We start from the raw sequence: 13615 nt of genomic DNA on the forward strand, positions 1-13615 counted from the left end.
CCTCGAAGCCAAGACCCACAAGGCGTTTCACCGTATCCGGTGAAGCACCCACACGGCTCTCAATCGCATCCAACTCTCTGGGTATGAATATCGTCCCGGACATCCGAGGTCTCCGCGCAAATGTTCGCCCGCCGGGAAGCCTCCCGGCGGCGTTGATGCCGTTACTGCCGTATATGCCGATTTTGCGGATCGGCCGAACCGACTAGAGAGCCGCGCGTCCATAAGGAGGCGCCAAGGATGCAGCAGAGCTTAGGCGCCGTGCTGATCCTATCCGAAAATCACTTCCGATTTTCGGACTGCTGGTCTAGTGGGCGACGAGAATGCCCTTGGCCTCGAAGATCGCTCGGATCTGCCGGACATAGGCGTGGTAGTCCTTGTCCTCGTGAGTCTTGCTCCACTGGCGCGGCCTGGGCAGGTCGATCTTGAGGTCGAGGTCGACGCGGCCCGGGCGGGGCGACATCACCAGGACGCGGTCGGCGAGGAACACGGCCTCGTCGATGCCGTGAGTGATGAACAGCACCGTATTGCGCAGGCGCAGCCACATCGACTGCAGGTCCATGATCATCTGTTCACGGGTCAGTGCGTCGAGCGCGCCGAAGGGCTCGTCCATCAGAAGCAGACCCGGCTCCTGGATTAGCGCCCGGCAGATCGCCACGCGCTGGCGCATGCCGCCGGAAAGTTCCGAAGGGTACTTGTTGCCGAAGCCGGCCAGGCCGACCTGGGCCAGCAGTTCCTCGGCGCGCGCGCGGTACTTGGCGACGTCGAGCTTCTTGATCTCGATCGGCAACAGGATGTTGTCGAGCACCGTGCGCCAGTAGAGCAGCAGATCCGACTGGAAGACCACGCCGGTCTTCGGATGCGGCCGGCTGACGCCGTCGCCGTCAATGGCGATGCTGCCCGTCGAGGCAGGCGTCAGGCCGGCGAGAAGCGACAGCAGCGTGCTCTTGCCACAACCGCTGGGACCGACGACGGCAACGAAGCTGCCGGGTTCGATCTTGAGATCGATCTTGTCGAGGGCAAGGACGTCATCGTCCTCGCGTGTCTTGTAGATTTTGGAAAGCCGCGAAATGTCGACCGCCGCGCCCATCTGGGTAGTGGCACTCATGGGATTGCCTCACTGAAGCTGTTGTCGTTGTTCGGCCGCACAGGCGGCCGAACTGATTACTTGCGGCCTGGCTATTTGGCAGCGTCGCGCTTGTAGGTGACGCGGGCTTCGATCGTGTCGATGATGAAGTAGAGCATCACGCCGAGGCCGGAGATCGTCACCACTGTCGCGAAGTTGAGCGTCGTGTCGAACAGCGAGTTGGCTTGCAGCTGCAGATAGCCGAGGCCACGTTCGGCAGCGACATATTCGCCGATGACTGCACCGATGACCGCCAGCGACACCGCAACCTTGAAGCCGCCGAAGATGTTGGGCAGAGCTGCCGGCAGACGGACCTTGAAGAAGGTCTGCCATTCGCTGGCGCCCATCGAGCGGACCAGGTTGACCAGGTTCTTGTCGAGCGACTGCAGGCCGACGACCGTCGAGATGACGATCGGGAAGAACGAGATCAGGAAGGCCAGCGTGATTTTGGGTGCCCAGCCATAGCCGAGATAAAGCACAAGCAGCGGCGCCAGCGCCACCTTGGGCACCGTCTGCAATGCGACCAGGATCGGGTAGATCGCACGCTCGAAGGCCCTGGAATAAAAGATCGCCAGCGCCAGCGGGATGCCGATCATGACGCCCATGGCAAAGCCTGCGACGACTTCGAACAGCGTGACATAGGCGTGGGTGGCGAGCAGAGGGATCTCGTTGACGATCCGTGTGGCGATTGCCAGCGGCGTCGGCAGAACGAACTCCGAAAGCCCGGAAAGCGGGACCAGCACCTGCCAGGCGCCAAGCAGCACAACCGCCAGGATCAGCGCCGAATAGCGCTCCAGCCATGGCCCACGTGATTTTTTCCTGCTCATGCCCTTGCCTTGCTTCTTCTGCGCCTGCGCGGCGCCGATTACATCCGTGCTCGCCACCGTAGCCTCACTGCGTCAGAAGTTCATTGGTATAAAAGGACGACATCGGCTTGGCGTCGCCGATTTCCTCGACGCTGCCGATCAGCTTGATGGCATCGGCAATCGCCTTCTCGTCGATGTGGCCGATCGGCGTGCCGGCAGGCGAATGGATCGATGCCGCGGTCGCTTCGATCTGCTGCTGCACCACCTTGTCGGACGGACCCGCCTGCCAGACGGCCTTGAGCGCGGCGGTGGCGGCGGCCGGATCGGCCTTCGTCATCTCGATCGCCTTGGCGTTGGCAGCGAGGAAGCTCCTGAGCGCCGGGCCCTTCTTGGCGATGCCGTCATCGCTGGCGACAACCGCCATGCCCGGTACGGCCAGGCCGAACTCGGTCAGATCGAGGGTCGGAAACTTGGTTCCGGTCTTGTCCTCGAGCACCGGCAGGTCGTTGGTCTTGTACACGCTGACGACGTCGACCTGCTTCTGCAGGAACTGCGGCACGCGCGACTGCGAGTCCATCTGGACCTTCGAGACCTTGCTGCAGTCGATCTTGTTGATCTCGCAGAAGGCGCCGAGATAGGAAGTGCCGGTCTCGCCGACGGCGTGGGCAATGGTCTTGCCTTCGAGATCCTTCGGGGTCGTCACCGCCTTGTCGGGATGCGAGATCAGCGCGATCGGCGATTCAGGCTGGTAGAGCGCGATGATCTTGACCGGCATGCCCTTCTGGATCGCCGAGATGGCGAAGATGCCGGGCAGGATAACGGCGTCTTCCTGGCCCTGGATCAGCGAACCGAGTGCGGCCTGCGAGCCGGCGCCTTCGCCGAGCTTCAGCGTCACCCCGGCATCCTTGTAGAGGCCCTTCTGCTCGCCGAGATAGAAGAAGCCATATTCGCCCTTCAGCTTCCAGCTGAAGCGGACGTTGACGTCTTCTGCCATGGCGCTGTGGCTGGCAAGAACGGTGGCGACAGCAGCCGTGGCGATGAGCGCCGTGCCGCGAATGAGACCTGTGGCGTACAACATTTCTCTCCTCCCTAACGAGCACCTTGCGGGCGCCCCTATGGCCCGAAGGCCTGCCTCTCTCCCCGGAACGAGGCGCGACAGCTTTCGCTCTCAATCCTCATTCTTGATCTCATAGTGTGATCACATTTCATGATTGTCAAGCGATGAATCGGGTGAAGCGGCGCACGAATTCGCGTGTTCGATCAATGTCTCGGCGTGAACCTCCTGCTTTGCGGCAAGCATCGGAAATTGCTGGCGGATTCACCACGCGTCGAGACGACGCAACCCCGCCCATTGCCGGGCGAGCGCGATCACAGTTCAATGAACATCCTGGAATTGCCTGGGAAATGCGAAACGAGCGCAGTCAGTTCGCAGCGGCGAAGGTGCTCGGCAATGAGCGTTCAATCGCGCTTCGGCTCAGGTTGCGCGCGATGAACACCAGCCAGCCGCGCGCCGTATCCTGCGGCCAGCGCGGCAAATATTCGGGCGGGTAGACGACGTGCTGGACACCGTGGATGACCACCGGCCGGGGATCGCCCTTGACCGCCAGCAACCCTTTGACCCGCAGGATCGATTGACCGCGGCCGGCCAGCAGCAGCTCGAGCCAGTCGACAAAGGCCGCCCAGTCGACCTCCCTGTCGATCTCGACGGCAAAGGTCTCGATGCCATCGCTGTGCTGCCCCGCCATCGGCGTTTCGGCCATCTCGAAGTGGCGCGGTTCCCAGTCCTCGTCGTAACGGAAGATATCGCCGGCGCCGGGCATGGAACTGCGACTGGAAACAAGCTGGCGAACCTGAGGGTTCAACTTGCCGACCTCCTGGCCAAGCGCATCCAGTCGCCATGGTTCGACAAGGTCTGACTTGGTGATCACCACGCAGTCGGCGAGCGCAACCTGCTGGACGGCCTCGGCAAAACTGCCGATGCTGTTGGCGCCGCTGACGCCGTCGACGGTGGCAACGATACTGCCCGCCCGGTAGCCGCGGCGGAGCTTGATATCGCTCATGACCGCCTGCATGATCGGCGCGGGATCGGCGAGGCCCGTGGTCTCCACCACGACCCGGCGGAACGGCGCCACCTCGCCACGACGGACCATCGCCAGAAGGTCCGCCAGAGTGGATACGAGATCATCGCGCACGGCGCAGCACAGGCAGCCCGAAGACAACAGCACGGCGTCTTCGGAAACCTCGCGCACCAGCAGATGGTCGAGCCCGACTTCGCCGAACTCGTTGATGATCACGGCCGTATCGGCAAGCTCAGGCTCACCCAGAAGATGCCTGAGGAAGGTCGTCTTGCCGCTGCCCAGGAACCCGGTCAGCACATGAACCGGGATTCTGTCGTCAGTCGTCGCAGCGGCAGGCAACATGGTCAGTTGACCTCGAATATGGCATCCACTTCGACCGGCACATTGCGCGGCAGCGAGTAGCAGCCGACGGCGGCACGGGCATGACGGCCAGCCTCGCCGAACACCTCGACCATCAGGTCGGAGGCACCGTTGATGACCTTGGGATGATCCTTGAAGTCGGGCTCGGCATTGACGAAGCCGCCGAGACGGATGACCCCCACGACGCGGTCGAGATCGCCGTCAAGCGCCTGCTTGAGCTGTGCCAGGATGTTGACTGCGCAGAGCCGCGCGGCTGCCTGGCCCTCCTCGACGGTGAAATCGGAGCCGAGCTTGCCGGTGAACTTGTCCTTGCCGCCTTCGGCGGGAACCTGGCCTGAGACATAGACCTGGTTGCCCAGGCGGCGGGCCGGCACGTAGTTGGCGGCTGGTGCAACGGTCGCCGGCAGGCTGATGCCCAGGCGAGCAAGGTTCTGTTCAACTTTTCCCACCATGGCGGGATCCTCCCAGATCGTGATGTCAGTAATCGAATTGCAGATCCGCCCCTTGCGCGAAGGGCAGCTCGATGCCTTGCGAACCGGCAACGCTGAGCAGCGCCTTGCAGGTGGTACGGATGTCGTGAACGATGCCCTTCTTGGCAGCGGCGGCATTGCCGTCCTTCAGCGCCGCAAGGATGTCCTCATGGTCCGACGCATTCCATGGCATCGAGGGGATCAGCAAGGACATGTACATTGTCGGGCCGAACTGCAGCCACAGCGACTCGATCAGCGGCATCAGCACATCGGACGCGGCCGCCTCATAGAGCGTGAAATGGAATTTCTGGTTGAAGGAAAGGCAGTTGAGAATGTCACGCTTTTCGATCGCCACCAGGAGCTGCTTGTTGATCGCAGCGAGTTCGCTGATCAGCGCCGGCGACGCCCTCTTGGCGGCAAGCTCGGCCGCCATTCCCTCCAGCATCTCGCGCACGGCAAACAGGTCGCTCAGCTTCTCCGGGCTCAGCCTGGGCACGCGCACCGAACCGCCCTTGGTTTCCTCGAGCGCATTGGCTGCAACCAGGCGGCTCAGCACTTCGCGCACCGGCATGGGACTGGTGCCGAAGCCGGCGGCGAGCTTGCGCAGGCTCATCACCTGGCCGGGCAGGAAGGCGCCGACCATCAGGCCGCGGCGCATGTAGCGCAACACATGCCCATGGACGTGGCCGCGCTCCTTCTTGGCCGTTTCGGTGCCGCCGTTGCTGGCGTCCTCAGTCTTGTCTATCCGCATTCTGTTTCTCCGCCGCTCGCAAGGTTCCTCAAGAATTGCGCTGTACGAGGAACGGCGTCAGGCGGCGAGCTTGCCGCAGACAGTCGCCGGCCGGGGGCAGAAGTTGACAGGCCGCAATCTGTGATCTCATATTGTGATCAATAAATGATCTTTACCGAAACGGCAACCTTTAACTGCCCGACTGGTTCGCCAACAAACATCGCGAGCGCCTGAAACACCCAGGCATCGCATCAGCCCCAGGAAGGGCCGTCCATGACTGCACAGCTTGTATTGCGCGAACAGCTCGCCGACGGCGCAAGAATGAGCCGGTACGCGCTGCGCAACGTGCGTCTCAACAGTGCGGTGACAAACTGGAGTGCCATGGATGCCGCAGGGTTCTTTCTTGCTGACCTGACTGTAGAGCACGGCAGGATATTGGCAACAACTCCCGCGCGCAGTGAACCCACTGAAACAAGTGACAACGGCCTGTTTTCCATAGACGCAGGCGGTCGCGTCGCCCTGCCCACCTTCGTCGACTGCCATACCCATCTCGACAAGGGCCATATCCTGCCGCGCACGCCGGCGGCGAACGGGACATTCGACGGCGCACTGGCGGCAACACGCGCCGACCGGACCGCCAACTGGTCCGCGGGGGATGTTTTCAAGCGCATGGACTTTGCCTTGCGCTCGGCTTTCCACCACGGCACTTCGGCGATACGCACCCACATCGACTCGCAGCCGCCGCAAGACGCCATTTCCTGGCCGGTGTTCACGGAACTCCGGCAACATTGGCACGGTCGCATCGACCTGCAGGCCTCCTGCCTGTTTCCCATCGACATGGCCCGCGACGGTGCCTTCCTCGACGGCATGGCCAGGCGGGTGGCTGCCGGCGGCGGCACGCTCGGGGCGGTTGCCTATCCTGCTCCCGACATCGACCACCTGCTCGACCGCATGTTTGCTGCCGCGGCCAGGACTGGCCTGGATCTCGACTTCCACGCCGACGAGACCTCCGACCCAACAGCCAACGCGCTTCGGCGCATCGCCGAGGCCAAGCTCCGCGCATCCTTTGCCGGCAAGGTGCTGGTCGGACATTGCTGTTCGCTGGCGGTGCAGGATCAGGCAATCGTCGATGCTACGCTGGACACGGTCGCGACCGCAAGCCTTGCCGTCGTGGCGCTGCCGACCTGCAACCTCTATCTGCAGGACCGCCGCAACGGCGCGACCCCGAGATGGCGCGGCGTGACCTTGCTGCATGAGATGAAAAAGCGTGGCATCCCTGTGGCGCTCGCCTCCGACAACACGCGCGACCCGTTCCATTCCTACGGCGATCTCGACATGCTCGACACGTTCCGCCTGGGCACGCGCGTGCTGCATCTCGACCACCCGAGCGGCGACTGGATCAGGGCCGTGACCACGACCCCGGCCGAGGTCATGGATCTCGGAGCCAAGGGCGGCATCGCCAATGGGCAACCCGCTGATTTCATTCTCTATGAAGGCCGCAGCTGGTCGGAGGTGCTTTCGCGCGCGGAGAACAACCGCATCGTCATCCGCAATGGAACACCGATTTCGACCTTACTGCCTTCCTACGCCGAACTCGACGGGCTTGAAGGCCTGGCGCTCGGCTGAGTAGGGACGACGTCAGCGACCAAGAAAAAGGCCGCCGAAATCCGGCGGCCTTTTTACATCACTATACACGAGCGGATCAGGCAGTGGCGCCGACCTGGTAGAGCTCGACCTTGGTGCCGTCGGGGTCGGCGATGTAGATGGTCAGGCCATAGGGTCCATCATGCAGGTCGGTGTAGTACTTCACCCCGGCCTTCTTCAGCCTGGCATCCATGGCGCGCACATCGTTGACCTCGAAGGCGATGTGATCGAGCTGGCGGTGGTCCGAAGCCTTGCCGTGGATCAGCGCAATGCCCTGGTGGAAGGCGGTGAACGGACGGCCGTCGGCCAGCGGCTTGGCCGGACGGATCGTGAAGCCGAGCTGGTTGGTGTAGAAGGCGACCGAGGTGTCGATGTCGTTGACCATGATCAGCTGGTGGCCATAGTTGGTGACACGCGGCTTGACCTGCTCGCCGATCCAGTCGAGGACCTCGGACGAGTGGGCGATCTCGCAGAAATACTGCTTCCACACCTGCTTGGCGGTCGCTTCCCATTCGGCATTGACGCCCGACACGCAGTCATCGACGGCAATCACGTCGAGGTCACGCAGATAGGCCTCGCGGATCGAGGTCTCGACGCAGGCGTTGGTGGTCGCACCGGTGACAAACAGGTGCTGGGTGCCGAGCATCTTCAGCATCATTTCGAGGCGCGTCTCGTAGAAGGCGCCGAAGCGGTGCTTGCGGATGACGAAGGCCGGATCGAAATCGGCCAGCGGCTTCAACTCGTCGATGATCTGCTCATCCCAGCTGCCGGCCAGCGCCGACACCTGCTTGCGGCGCGCTGTATGGCCAAGCAGCTTCTTCTTGGCGCGGTTCTGGTCGACCGCGAAGTGCTCCTGCATCGTCCAGATGACCGGGATGCCGGTGTCCTGGCAGCGCTTGATCAACTTCGCTAGCGGCGGCACGATCGCCGACAGGCGCTTGGTGTCGACGCCGGAAACACCAAGCGTGCCCTTCTCGTGGATGAAGGCGTTTTGCAGGTCGATGACCAGCAGCGCCGACTTGCGATAATCGAGAACGTCGAGACCCATCACTTGTGCTCCACCATGTCGATGCCGAGCACGCCGCCGCGACCCCAGCTGTCCTTGGGCGTCTCATGGATCACCACATGCAGGTGATCCGGCTTGCAGGCGGCTTCCTCGACCATGGCCTTGGTAATGGCTTTCACGAGGTTGCGCTTCTGCTCGACAGTGCGCCCCTCCCACATCTCTACGACGACGAACGGCATTGTTATTTCTCCTCTCTTTCGCTGGGCATGGCGCCGGAGGCCCAGACAGGCACGGCGGGCGCAAAGCCCGAAACCAGATCGTTGTTGGCCCGGTCGGTGCCCGAGAGCAGCCACAGCGGGCGGTTGGAATAGTTGACCAGCACCTGCTCTTCCATGCAGGCGCGGTTGGCCGCATGGTTTGGATCGCGCTCGAAGCGGCTCGTCGCAGGCATTAGCCTGACGACATAGAGCGGCTCCGAAGCATCAAAGCTCGCGAGCACGTCGGAACCTATTTCCTCCAGCCCGACTGCCCTGACCTCCGGGGTTTTCCTGCCGACGGCCACCAGCACCACGGCGCCAGCCAGCGGCGTCACCGGCCAGTAGCGACCTTCGCGACCCTCGCCGACAAACTCGCCGTAACGGCCTGCCTCGGGAAAAAACTCGCTGTCCCAGAGGATGACATCAGGCCCGATGACCGTCTTCGCGGCATCGATCACGAGAGCGCTCTCGCACAGGTCGAGAAAGCTCCACGGATCAGTCAGGCCGATGCAATGGCCCCATGGATTGTGGATCCCCGACAGCCTCTCCTGGCGGATCGTCGACTTGCGGGCGACGATCCTGTCGACCGCCTCACGCACCGGCAGACGCGCCGGTGTCAGCGAAATGCGACCGGCCAGGTCGAGATGATCGGAGACCCCTTGGGTCATGACGGCACCGTCACGCAGCGGCCGCGACCATAGTGGCTGTCGGCAACCACGCCATTTTCGTAGACCACGTCGCCGCGGGCGATCGTCATCACCGGCCAGCCCTTGAGCTTCCAGCCCTCATAGATGCAGGTGCCCTTGCCGGTGTGCTCGACAGTACGCTCCTCGTCGAGATCAACCAGCACGAGGTCGGCATCGAAGCCGACGTCGATATGGCCCTTGCGCGGCCACAGGCCGAAACGCCGCGCCGGATTGAACGAGTTGAGCTCGACCAGGCGGCTGAGCGGCAGCCCACGCTGGTGCACGCCGAAATGCAGCATCAGCGACAGCTCCCACGGGAAGCTGACGACGCCGGGGAATTCCGTCCACAAGTCCTCGAGCTTCTTGGGCAGGAACGGCACGTGGTCGGTGCCGAGGCTGTAGACCGAGCCGTTGAGCATGCCGGCCCACAGGCCTTCGAGCTCGTTGCGGTCGCGCAGCGGCGGTGAGATCTTGGCGCGCATGTCCAGATCCTCGTCATAGCAGGTGCGCGTCAGATAGTGCGGGCAGGTCTCGACGGTGACATGCACGCCGCGCGCCTGCGCTTCGGCAGCCAGCACCGGGCCCATGCCGACCGAGGTATGCACCAGATGCAGCGAGCAGCCGGTCTTTTCGGCGAGGAAGATCATGCGTCTGATCGTCTCGACCTCGCAGAAGGCCGGGCGCGATTCCGTGTAGGCGCCGAGGTCCTGACGGCCGGTCGCGGCGATCTCCTTTTTGATCCACGAGGCGATCTGGGTGTTCTCGCAATGGACGTTGATGACGCCGCCGGGGATCTTCGACAAGATGCGCATTGCGGCATAGACCCAGCCGTCCGTCGCCGGCACGATGCCGATCGGATTGTCGGGCTCATAGCCGAAATAGCACTTGAACGACTTCACGCCGGTCTTGGCGACGATCTCAGGGATCTCGGCAATGTGCTCCTCGCGCTGGATGCCGAAGTGAAAGCCGAAATCGATGACCGAGTTCTCCTCGCCCAGCGCCTTCCGCTCCTCGTAGAACGGCAGGTAGGATTCCTTGAGGTTGCGGATGTAGAGCAGCGCCGTGGTGACGCCGCCTGAAGCCGCGGCCGCCGTCTCGGTGCGCATATCCTCTGGATAGGGGAACTTCACGCCCAGATGGCAGTGCGGATCGATCAGGCCGGGCATCAGCACCTTGCCCTCGGCGTCGATGGTGCGGGTCGCGTCCGGCAGCACCTCGTCGGCGCCGGTCAGCACGATCTTGCCGTCCTTGACCGCGACGCCGCCGTGAAATTCGCCGTCGTGGCGAACCACCCGCGCGTTCTTGATGACCAGATCCGCCTTCATCACTTCTGCTCCAGTATGCCTTCGACGCGTCTCGAGATGCCGCTCCACTGACTGCGGCCGACGGTGATCGGCGCGCGCGCGCCCATGCCACGGGCCCAGATCGCCTTCAGCCCGAGTTCGGCTGCAGCCTCCCTGTCGATGGTGCCGGGCGGGGCCGCGACGTCGACCAGCAGCGCATGCTTGGGCAGCAGCTTGAGCTGGTCGCGATCAAGCAGCCGCTTCGGCACGCTGCCGATGACGATGTCCATCCTGGGCAGGAACTCGGGCAACTGTTCGAGCGTCAGCGATTCCGCGCCCGCCGCATAGGCCGCCGCACGCTGAACCGGGTTGCGCGCCGCGACATGGACGTGGGCGCCGAGCGCTACCAGCGTGTTGGTCAAAAGCGAGCCGATGGTGCCCTGCCCAACCAGGCAGATATTTGACTTGTGGATGGTAATCTCAGTGTTCTCGATGATCACCTTAAGCACGCCCTCGACGATCGCCGGGCCGCGCAGCAGCATCAGGTCGACGTCCCATTCATACTCGTGCAGGGTAATGCCAAGCGCTTCGCAATGCCCCTTCAGATTGCCATCGGCCCAGCCGAGGATGATGTGGCCAGGCTTGTTCATACCGGCCAGCATGTCGCGAGTCGGGATGATCTTGTCAGGACACTTCGGCGCAAACAGGGCACCCTCCGCGGTGATGCCGGGAATCGGGAACAGGGCGATGTCGGCCCCCTTCAGCGCATCCGCTGCATCCCTGGCATGGTAGACCCCCTCGATACCTTCCCCCGGCCAGGGAAAGCCAAAGGCCCGGACGGTGGCGCCGGCGCGCACGGCGCAGCGGGCGATTTCCTGTTCCCGGGCGTCACCAGCGACGACGGCGATGACAGTATTGTTCCAGCTCATTTCGCCCTGACCTTCTGAATGACCTGATCCCTGGACATGCCGGCAATGCCCATCGCCTCGGCGGTGCGGCCGCCCTTGCGATAGTCGGTGCCGACAGCGATCTGCGCCAGGCTGTAGAGAGAATGCGCCACGGGCGTGTCGACGCCGGCAATGCGGGCAAATTCGAGGAACGGCAGCAGTCCGTGGCCGAAATCCTCCTTGTAGTAGCGGTATTCCAGCGAGTCCGGGCCCTTGATGCGTTTGTTGGCCTCGCCGCCCGCAATCGCGGCGCGGAAATCGCTGGTGTCGGTTACGTCGGCCTCGACCGTGCCGAGCAGCTTCATCTCTTCGACCAGATTGGGTAGATCATGCCCGAAGGCTTTGGCGACCGCCAGACGCTCGTCGTCGAGCTGCTTCATGACGCGGGCAACGCCAGGTGTCATGGCGTCGACATAGAAGGTGAAGTTGCCACCGGTCGCCTCGACCCAGGCCGCCGCAAGCACGGCACCCGGCGGGTGCAGGATCATGTTGACGTTGGACAGGTCCGAGGCGATCACGTCGGCGACCGGCGTCAGGCCGGGATAAAGCTTGCCGGCGATCTCCAGCACTTCGGAACCACCCTTCAGTGCCGCCGTCTTGAGCTGCTTGGCGCGGCCCGACACGGTGACGCCGTCGGGGCGGTACTTGCGCGCGACATAGGTCAGCGTCGAGAACTCGACCACGGGGGGAGCTGCACGGCCGGTGCGCGAAAACGTCTCGGCGAATTCCAGCGCACCGCCGGTGTGGCCAGGGTTGAGCACGACCGGCCTGGTCGACGACCAGCCGGCAGCGGCCAGCGCCGATGCGATCGCCGAGTGCGAGAAGGTCGGCAGGACGACGACGGCGACATCGACGCCATCGATCGCTGCCTTGAGATCGGTGGTAATCAGCGCCGGCTTCGCCACGCCCTCGCCGAGCTTGCCTTCATAAGCGACGCCGCCTAGCTTGATATGCGGCTCCAGCGTCTCCGCCGACCGCGCCCAGAAATGCACATCGTGCCCCGCCTGGACCAACTCTGCGACCGAGGCTGCACCGCCCGCACCCGCTCCTAATACTGCAACTTTCATTCTCTCCTCCGGGGGCCGAGCTACGGCTTGCCGGCCGCACGACCTCATGCTCGGAACGGGTACTCCTCCCCGCCCCTCGCGCCAATCGATAACCACCAACTAGTTTGATCACACTTTATGATCACACTGAGAATTGTCAAGCGGAAGAATGTGCTTCCCGCTGTTCAAGCTGCCTGATGCCTGAGCCCCGCCGCCTCGATACCTGCGATTGCCGCGAGTTCGTCATTGTCTGACGTATCGCCCGTGATGCCGACCGCGCCGATGAGTTTGCCCGTCTGGTCGCGGATCAGCACACCGCCGGGCACCGGCACGATGCGGCCGCCGGAGACGGCGTTGAGGCCTTCCATGAAGTGCGGCCGCTCCTTCGCCGTCTGGTCGAGCCAGCGCGAACCCATGCCGACAGCGAGCGCGCCATAGGCCTTGCCGGAAGCGATCTCGTAGCGCAGCATCGAGGCGCCGTCCTGCTTCTGGAATGCCTTGAGATGGCCGCCGGCATCAAGCACGGCGACCGTCAAAGGTTTCATCCTGGCGTCCGCGCCCTTGGCGAGGGCGGCCATGATGATGGTGTTGGCGGCAGCGAGTGTCAGGTCGGTCATGTCTTTCTCCTTTGGGATTCGTGGGGGTGTGCAGGGCCGCTGGCTGATAGCTCAAGCGATCACCTGAGTCGGGGCGCTTGCGCGCGCCCGCTGGCCTCGCGGCCATCTCCCCTCAGGGGGGGGCAAGCCGCTATGGGCGCCGCAGCCAATTGCCGAGGTAGGGGTGTTGCGCCTTCGACCGGGCAGAATGGGCACTGCCGACGACGAGGCTGATCTCCCCGTCGAACGCAGCAGCCGGCCCTGAGCTCCGCTGAACTTAGTGGGACCTTGCCCTCATCTTCGCCTTGAGCTCGAGCCTGCGCTTGTGGAGGACCGGCTCGGTGTAGCCATTGGGCTGGGCGCGGCCTTCGAAGACGAGGTCGCAGGCGGCGCGGAAGGCGGTCGACTGGTCGAACTCGGGCGCCATCGGCTTGTAGAGCGGATCGCCGACATTCTGCCGGTCGACGATCGCCGCCATGCGCTGCAGGGAATCCATCACCTGGATGTGCGAGCAGACGTCGTGGCGCAGCCAGTTGGCGATGTGCTGGGACGAGATGCGCAAGGTGGCGCGGTCTTCCATCAG

13 protein-coding genes and 2 pseudogenes are annotated in these 13615 nt (G+C 63.6%); 1 reads left to right on the forward strand and 14 read right to left on the reverse strand.

The annotated features are described in order from the left end of the window. Positions 1-304: 304 nt before the first annotated feature. From HNQ95_RS32495 to HNQ95_RS32520, 6 genes and pseudogenes are all read right to left on the reverse strand, one after another. The gene (locus tag HNQ95_RS32495) at positions 305-1105 is read right to left on the reverse strand and encodes an ABC transporter ATP-binding protein (protein ID WP_067967511.1); all 801 of its coding nucleotides are present in this window, start codon (positions 1103-1105) and stop codon (positions 305-307) included. A gap of 71 nt (positions 1106-1176) precedes the next feature. After that, on the reverse strand, positions 1177-2007 hold the full coding sequence (locus tag HNQ95_RS32500) for an ABC transporter permease (RefSeq protein ID WP_083948815.1): 831 nt from the start codon (positions 2005-2007) through the stop codon (positions 1177-1179). Positions 2008-2014: 7 nt separating this feature from the next. Next, on the reverse strand, positions 2015-3007 hold the full coding sequence (locus HNQ95_RS32505) for an ABC transporter substrate-binding protein (RefSeq protein WP_182576172.1): 993 nt from the start codon (positions 3005-3007) through the stop codon (positions 2015-2017). A gap of 343 nt (positions 3008-3350) precedes the next feature. Beyond that, a complete protein-coding gene (locus tag HNQ95_RS32510; protein ID WP_182576173.1) occupies positions 3351-4349 on the reverse strand; it encodes a CobW family GTP-binding protein in 999 nt (332 codons plus the stop codon). Positions 4350-4351: 2 nt separating this feature from the next. Continuing rightward, on the reverse strand, positions 4352-4819 hold the full coding sequence (locus tag HNQ95_RS32515) for a RidA family protein (protein WP_067967501.1): 468 nt from the start codon (positions 4817-4819) through the stop codon (positions 4352-4354). Positions 4820-4961: 142 nt separating this feature from the next. Next, positions 4962-5588: pseudogene (locus tag HNQ95_RS32520) on the reverse strand (GntR family transcriptional regulator); the annotation flags it as partial. A 252-nt stretch (positions 5589-5840) separates the two neighbouring features. Here HNQ95_RS32520 and HNQ95_RS32525 point away from each other — a divergent pair. Continuing rightward, complete coding sequence (locus HNQ95_RS32525) at positions 5841-7193, forward strand: cytosine deaminase (RefSeq protein ID WP_182576174.1); 1353 nt, start codon at positions 5841-5843, stop codon at positions 7191-7193. 76 nt (positions 7194-7269) lie between these two features. Here HNQ95_RS32525 and HNQ95_RS32530 read toward each other — a convergent pair whose 3' ends face one another. From HNQ95_RS32530 to HNQ95_RS32565, 8 genes and pseudogenes are all read right to left on the reverse strand, one after another. Continuing rightward, positions 7270-8259 carry an isochorismatase family protein gene (locus tag HNQ95_RS32530; RefSeq protein ID WP_182576175.1) on the reverse strand — a complete coding sequence of 330 codons (990 nt, stop codon included), beginning with the start codon at positions 8257-8259 and terminating at the stop codon, positions 7270-7272. Next, on the reverse strand, positions 8259-8456 hold the full coding sequence (thmT, locus tag HNQ95_RS32535) for a 2-hydroxymuconate tautomerase (RefSeq protein ID WP_018431063.1): 198 nt from the start codon (positions 8454-8456) through the stop codon (positions 8259-8261). Before thmT ends, HNQ95_RS32530 begins: the two co-directional genes overlap by 1 nt. A gap of 2 nt (positions 8457-8458) precedes the next feature. Further along, positions 8459-9142 carry a resolvase gene (locus HNQ95_RS32540; RefSeq protein WP_067967491.1) on the reverse strand — a complete coding sequence of 228 codons (684 nt, stop codon included), beginning with the start codon at positions 9140-9142 and terminating at the stop codon, positions 8459-8461. Beyond that, a complete protein-coding gene (locus HNQ95_RS32545) occupies positions 9139-10485 on the reverse strand; it encodes a dihydroorotase (RefSeq protein WP_067967489.1) in 1347 nt (448 codons plus the stop codon). The genes HNQ95_RS32540 and HNQ95_RS32545 overlap by 4 nt, the downstream gene beginning before the upstream one ends. After that, a complete protein-coding gene (locus HNQ95_RS32550) occupies positions 10485-11372 on the reverse strand; it encodes a dipicolinate synthase subunit DpsA (protein ID WP_182576176.1) in 888 nt (295 codons plus the stop codon). The genes HNQ95_RS32545 and HNQ95_RS32550 overlap by 1 nt, the downstream gene beginning before the upstream one ends. Then, positions 11369-12457, reverse strand: coding sequence for an NAD/NADP octopine/nopaline dehydrogenase family protein (locus HNQ95_RS32555; protein ID WP_182576177.1), 1089 nt, complete (start codon positions 12455-12457; stop codon positions 11369-11371). The genes HNQ95_RS32550 and HNQ95_RS32555 overlap by 4 nt, the downstream gene beginning before the upstream one ends. A gap of 164 nt (positions 12458-12621) precedes the next feature. Further along, entirely contained in the window at positions 12622-13053 is a 432-nt protein-coding gene (locus tag HNQ95_RS32560) for a GlcG/HbpS family heme-binding protein (RefSeq protein WP_067967485.1), read from the reverse strand. 256 nt (positions 13054-13309) lie between these two features. Beyond that, a pseudogene (locus tag HNQ95_RS32565) lies at positions 13310-13615 on the reverse strand (malate synthase G); the annotation flags it as partial.

The sequence above is a fragment of the Aminobacter ciceronei genome (assembly GCF_014138625.1).
In the GTDB taxonomy this organism is placed as follows: Bacteria; Pseudomonadota; Alphaproteobacteria; order Rhizobiales; family Rhizobiaceae; genus Aminobacter; species Aminobacter ciceronei.

What these genes read in the sequence shown, in the direction of transcription:
- HNQ95_RS32560 (WP_067967485.1), bottom strand. Translation starts at nt 13,053, where the DNA reads ATGACCGACCTGACACTCGCTGCCGCCAACACCATCATCATGGCCGCC.
- HNQ95_RS32540 (WP_067967491.1), bottom strand. Translation starts at nt 9,142, where the DNA reads ATGACCCAAGGGGTCTCCGATCATCTCGACCTGGCCGGTCGCATTTCG.
- HNQ95_RS32495 (WP_067967511.1), bottom strand. Translation starts at nt 1,105, where the DNA reads ATGAGTGCCACTACCCAGATGGGCGCGGCGGTCGACATTTCGCGGCTT.
- HNQ95_RS32550 (WP_182576176.1), bottom strand. Translation starts at nt 11,372, where the DNA reads ATGAGCTGGAACAATACTGTCATCGCCGTCGTCGCTGGTGACGCCCGG.
- thmT (WP_018431063.1), bottom strand. Translation starts at nt 8,456, where the DNA reads ATGCCGTTCGTCGTCGTAGAGATGTGGGAGGGGCGCACTGTCGAGCAG.
- HNQ95_RS32515 (WP_067967501.1), bottom strand. Translation starts at nt 4,819, where the DNA reads ATGGTGGGAAAAGTTGAACAGAACCTTGCTCGCCTGGGCATCAGCCTG.
- HNQ95_RS32510 (WP_182576173.1), bottom strand. Translation starts at nt 4,349, where the DNA reads ATGTTGCCTGCCGCTGCGACGACTGACGACAGAATCCCGGTTCATGTG.
- HNQ95_RS32530 (WP_182576175.1), bottom strand. Translation starts at nt 8,259, where the DNA reads ATGGGTCTCGACGTTCTCGATTATCGCAAGTCGGCGCTGCTGGTCATC.
- HNQ95_RS32525 (WP_182576174.1), top strand. Translation starts at nt 5,841, where the DNA reads ATGACTGCACAGCTTGTATTGCGCGAACAGCTCGCCGACGGCGCAAGA.
- HNQ95_RS32555 (WP_182576177.1), bottom strand. Translation starts at nt 12,457, where the DNA reads ATGAAAGTTGCAGTATTAGGAGCGGGTGCGGGCGGTGCAGCCTCGGTC.
- HNQ95_RS32505 (WP_182576172.1), bottom strand. Translation starts at nt 3,007, where the DNA reads ATGTTGTACGCCACAGGTCTCATTCGCGGCACGGCGCTCATCGCCACG.
- HNQ95_RS32545 (WP_067967489.1), bottom strand. Translation starts at nt 10,485, where the DNA reads ATGAAGGCGGATCTGGTCATCAAGAACGCGCGGGTGGTTCGCCACGAC.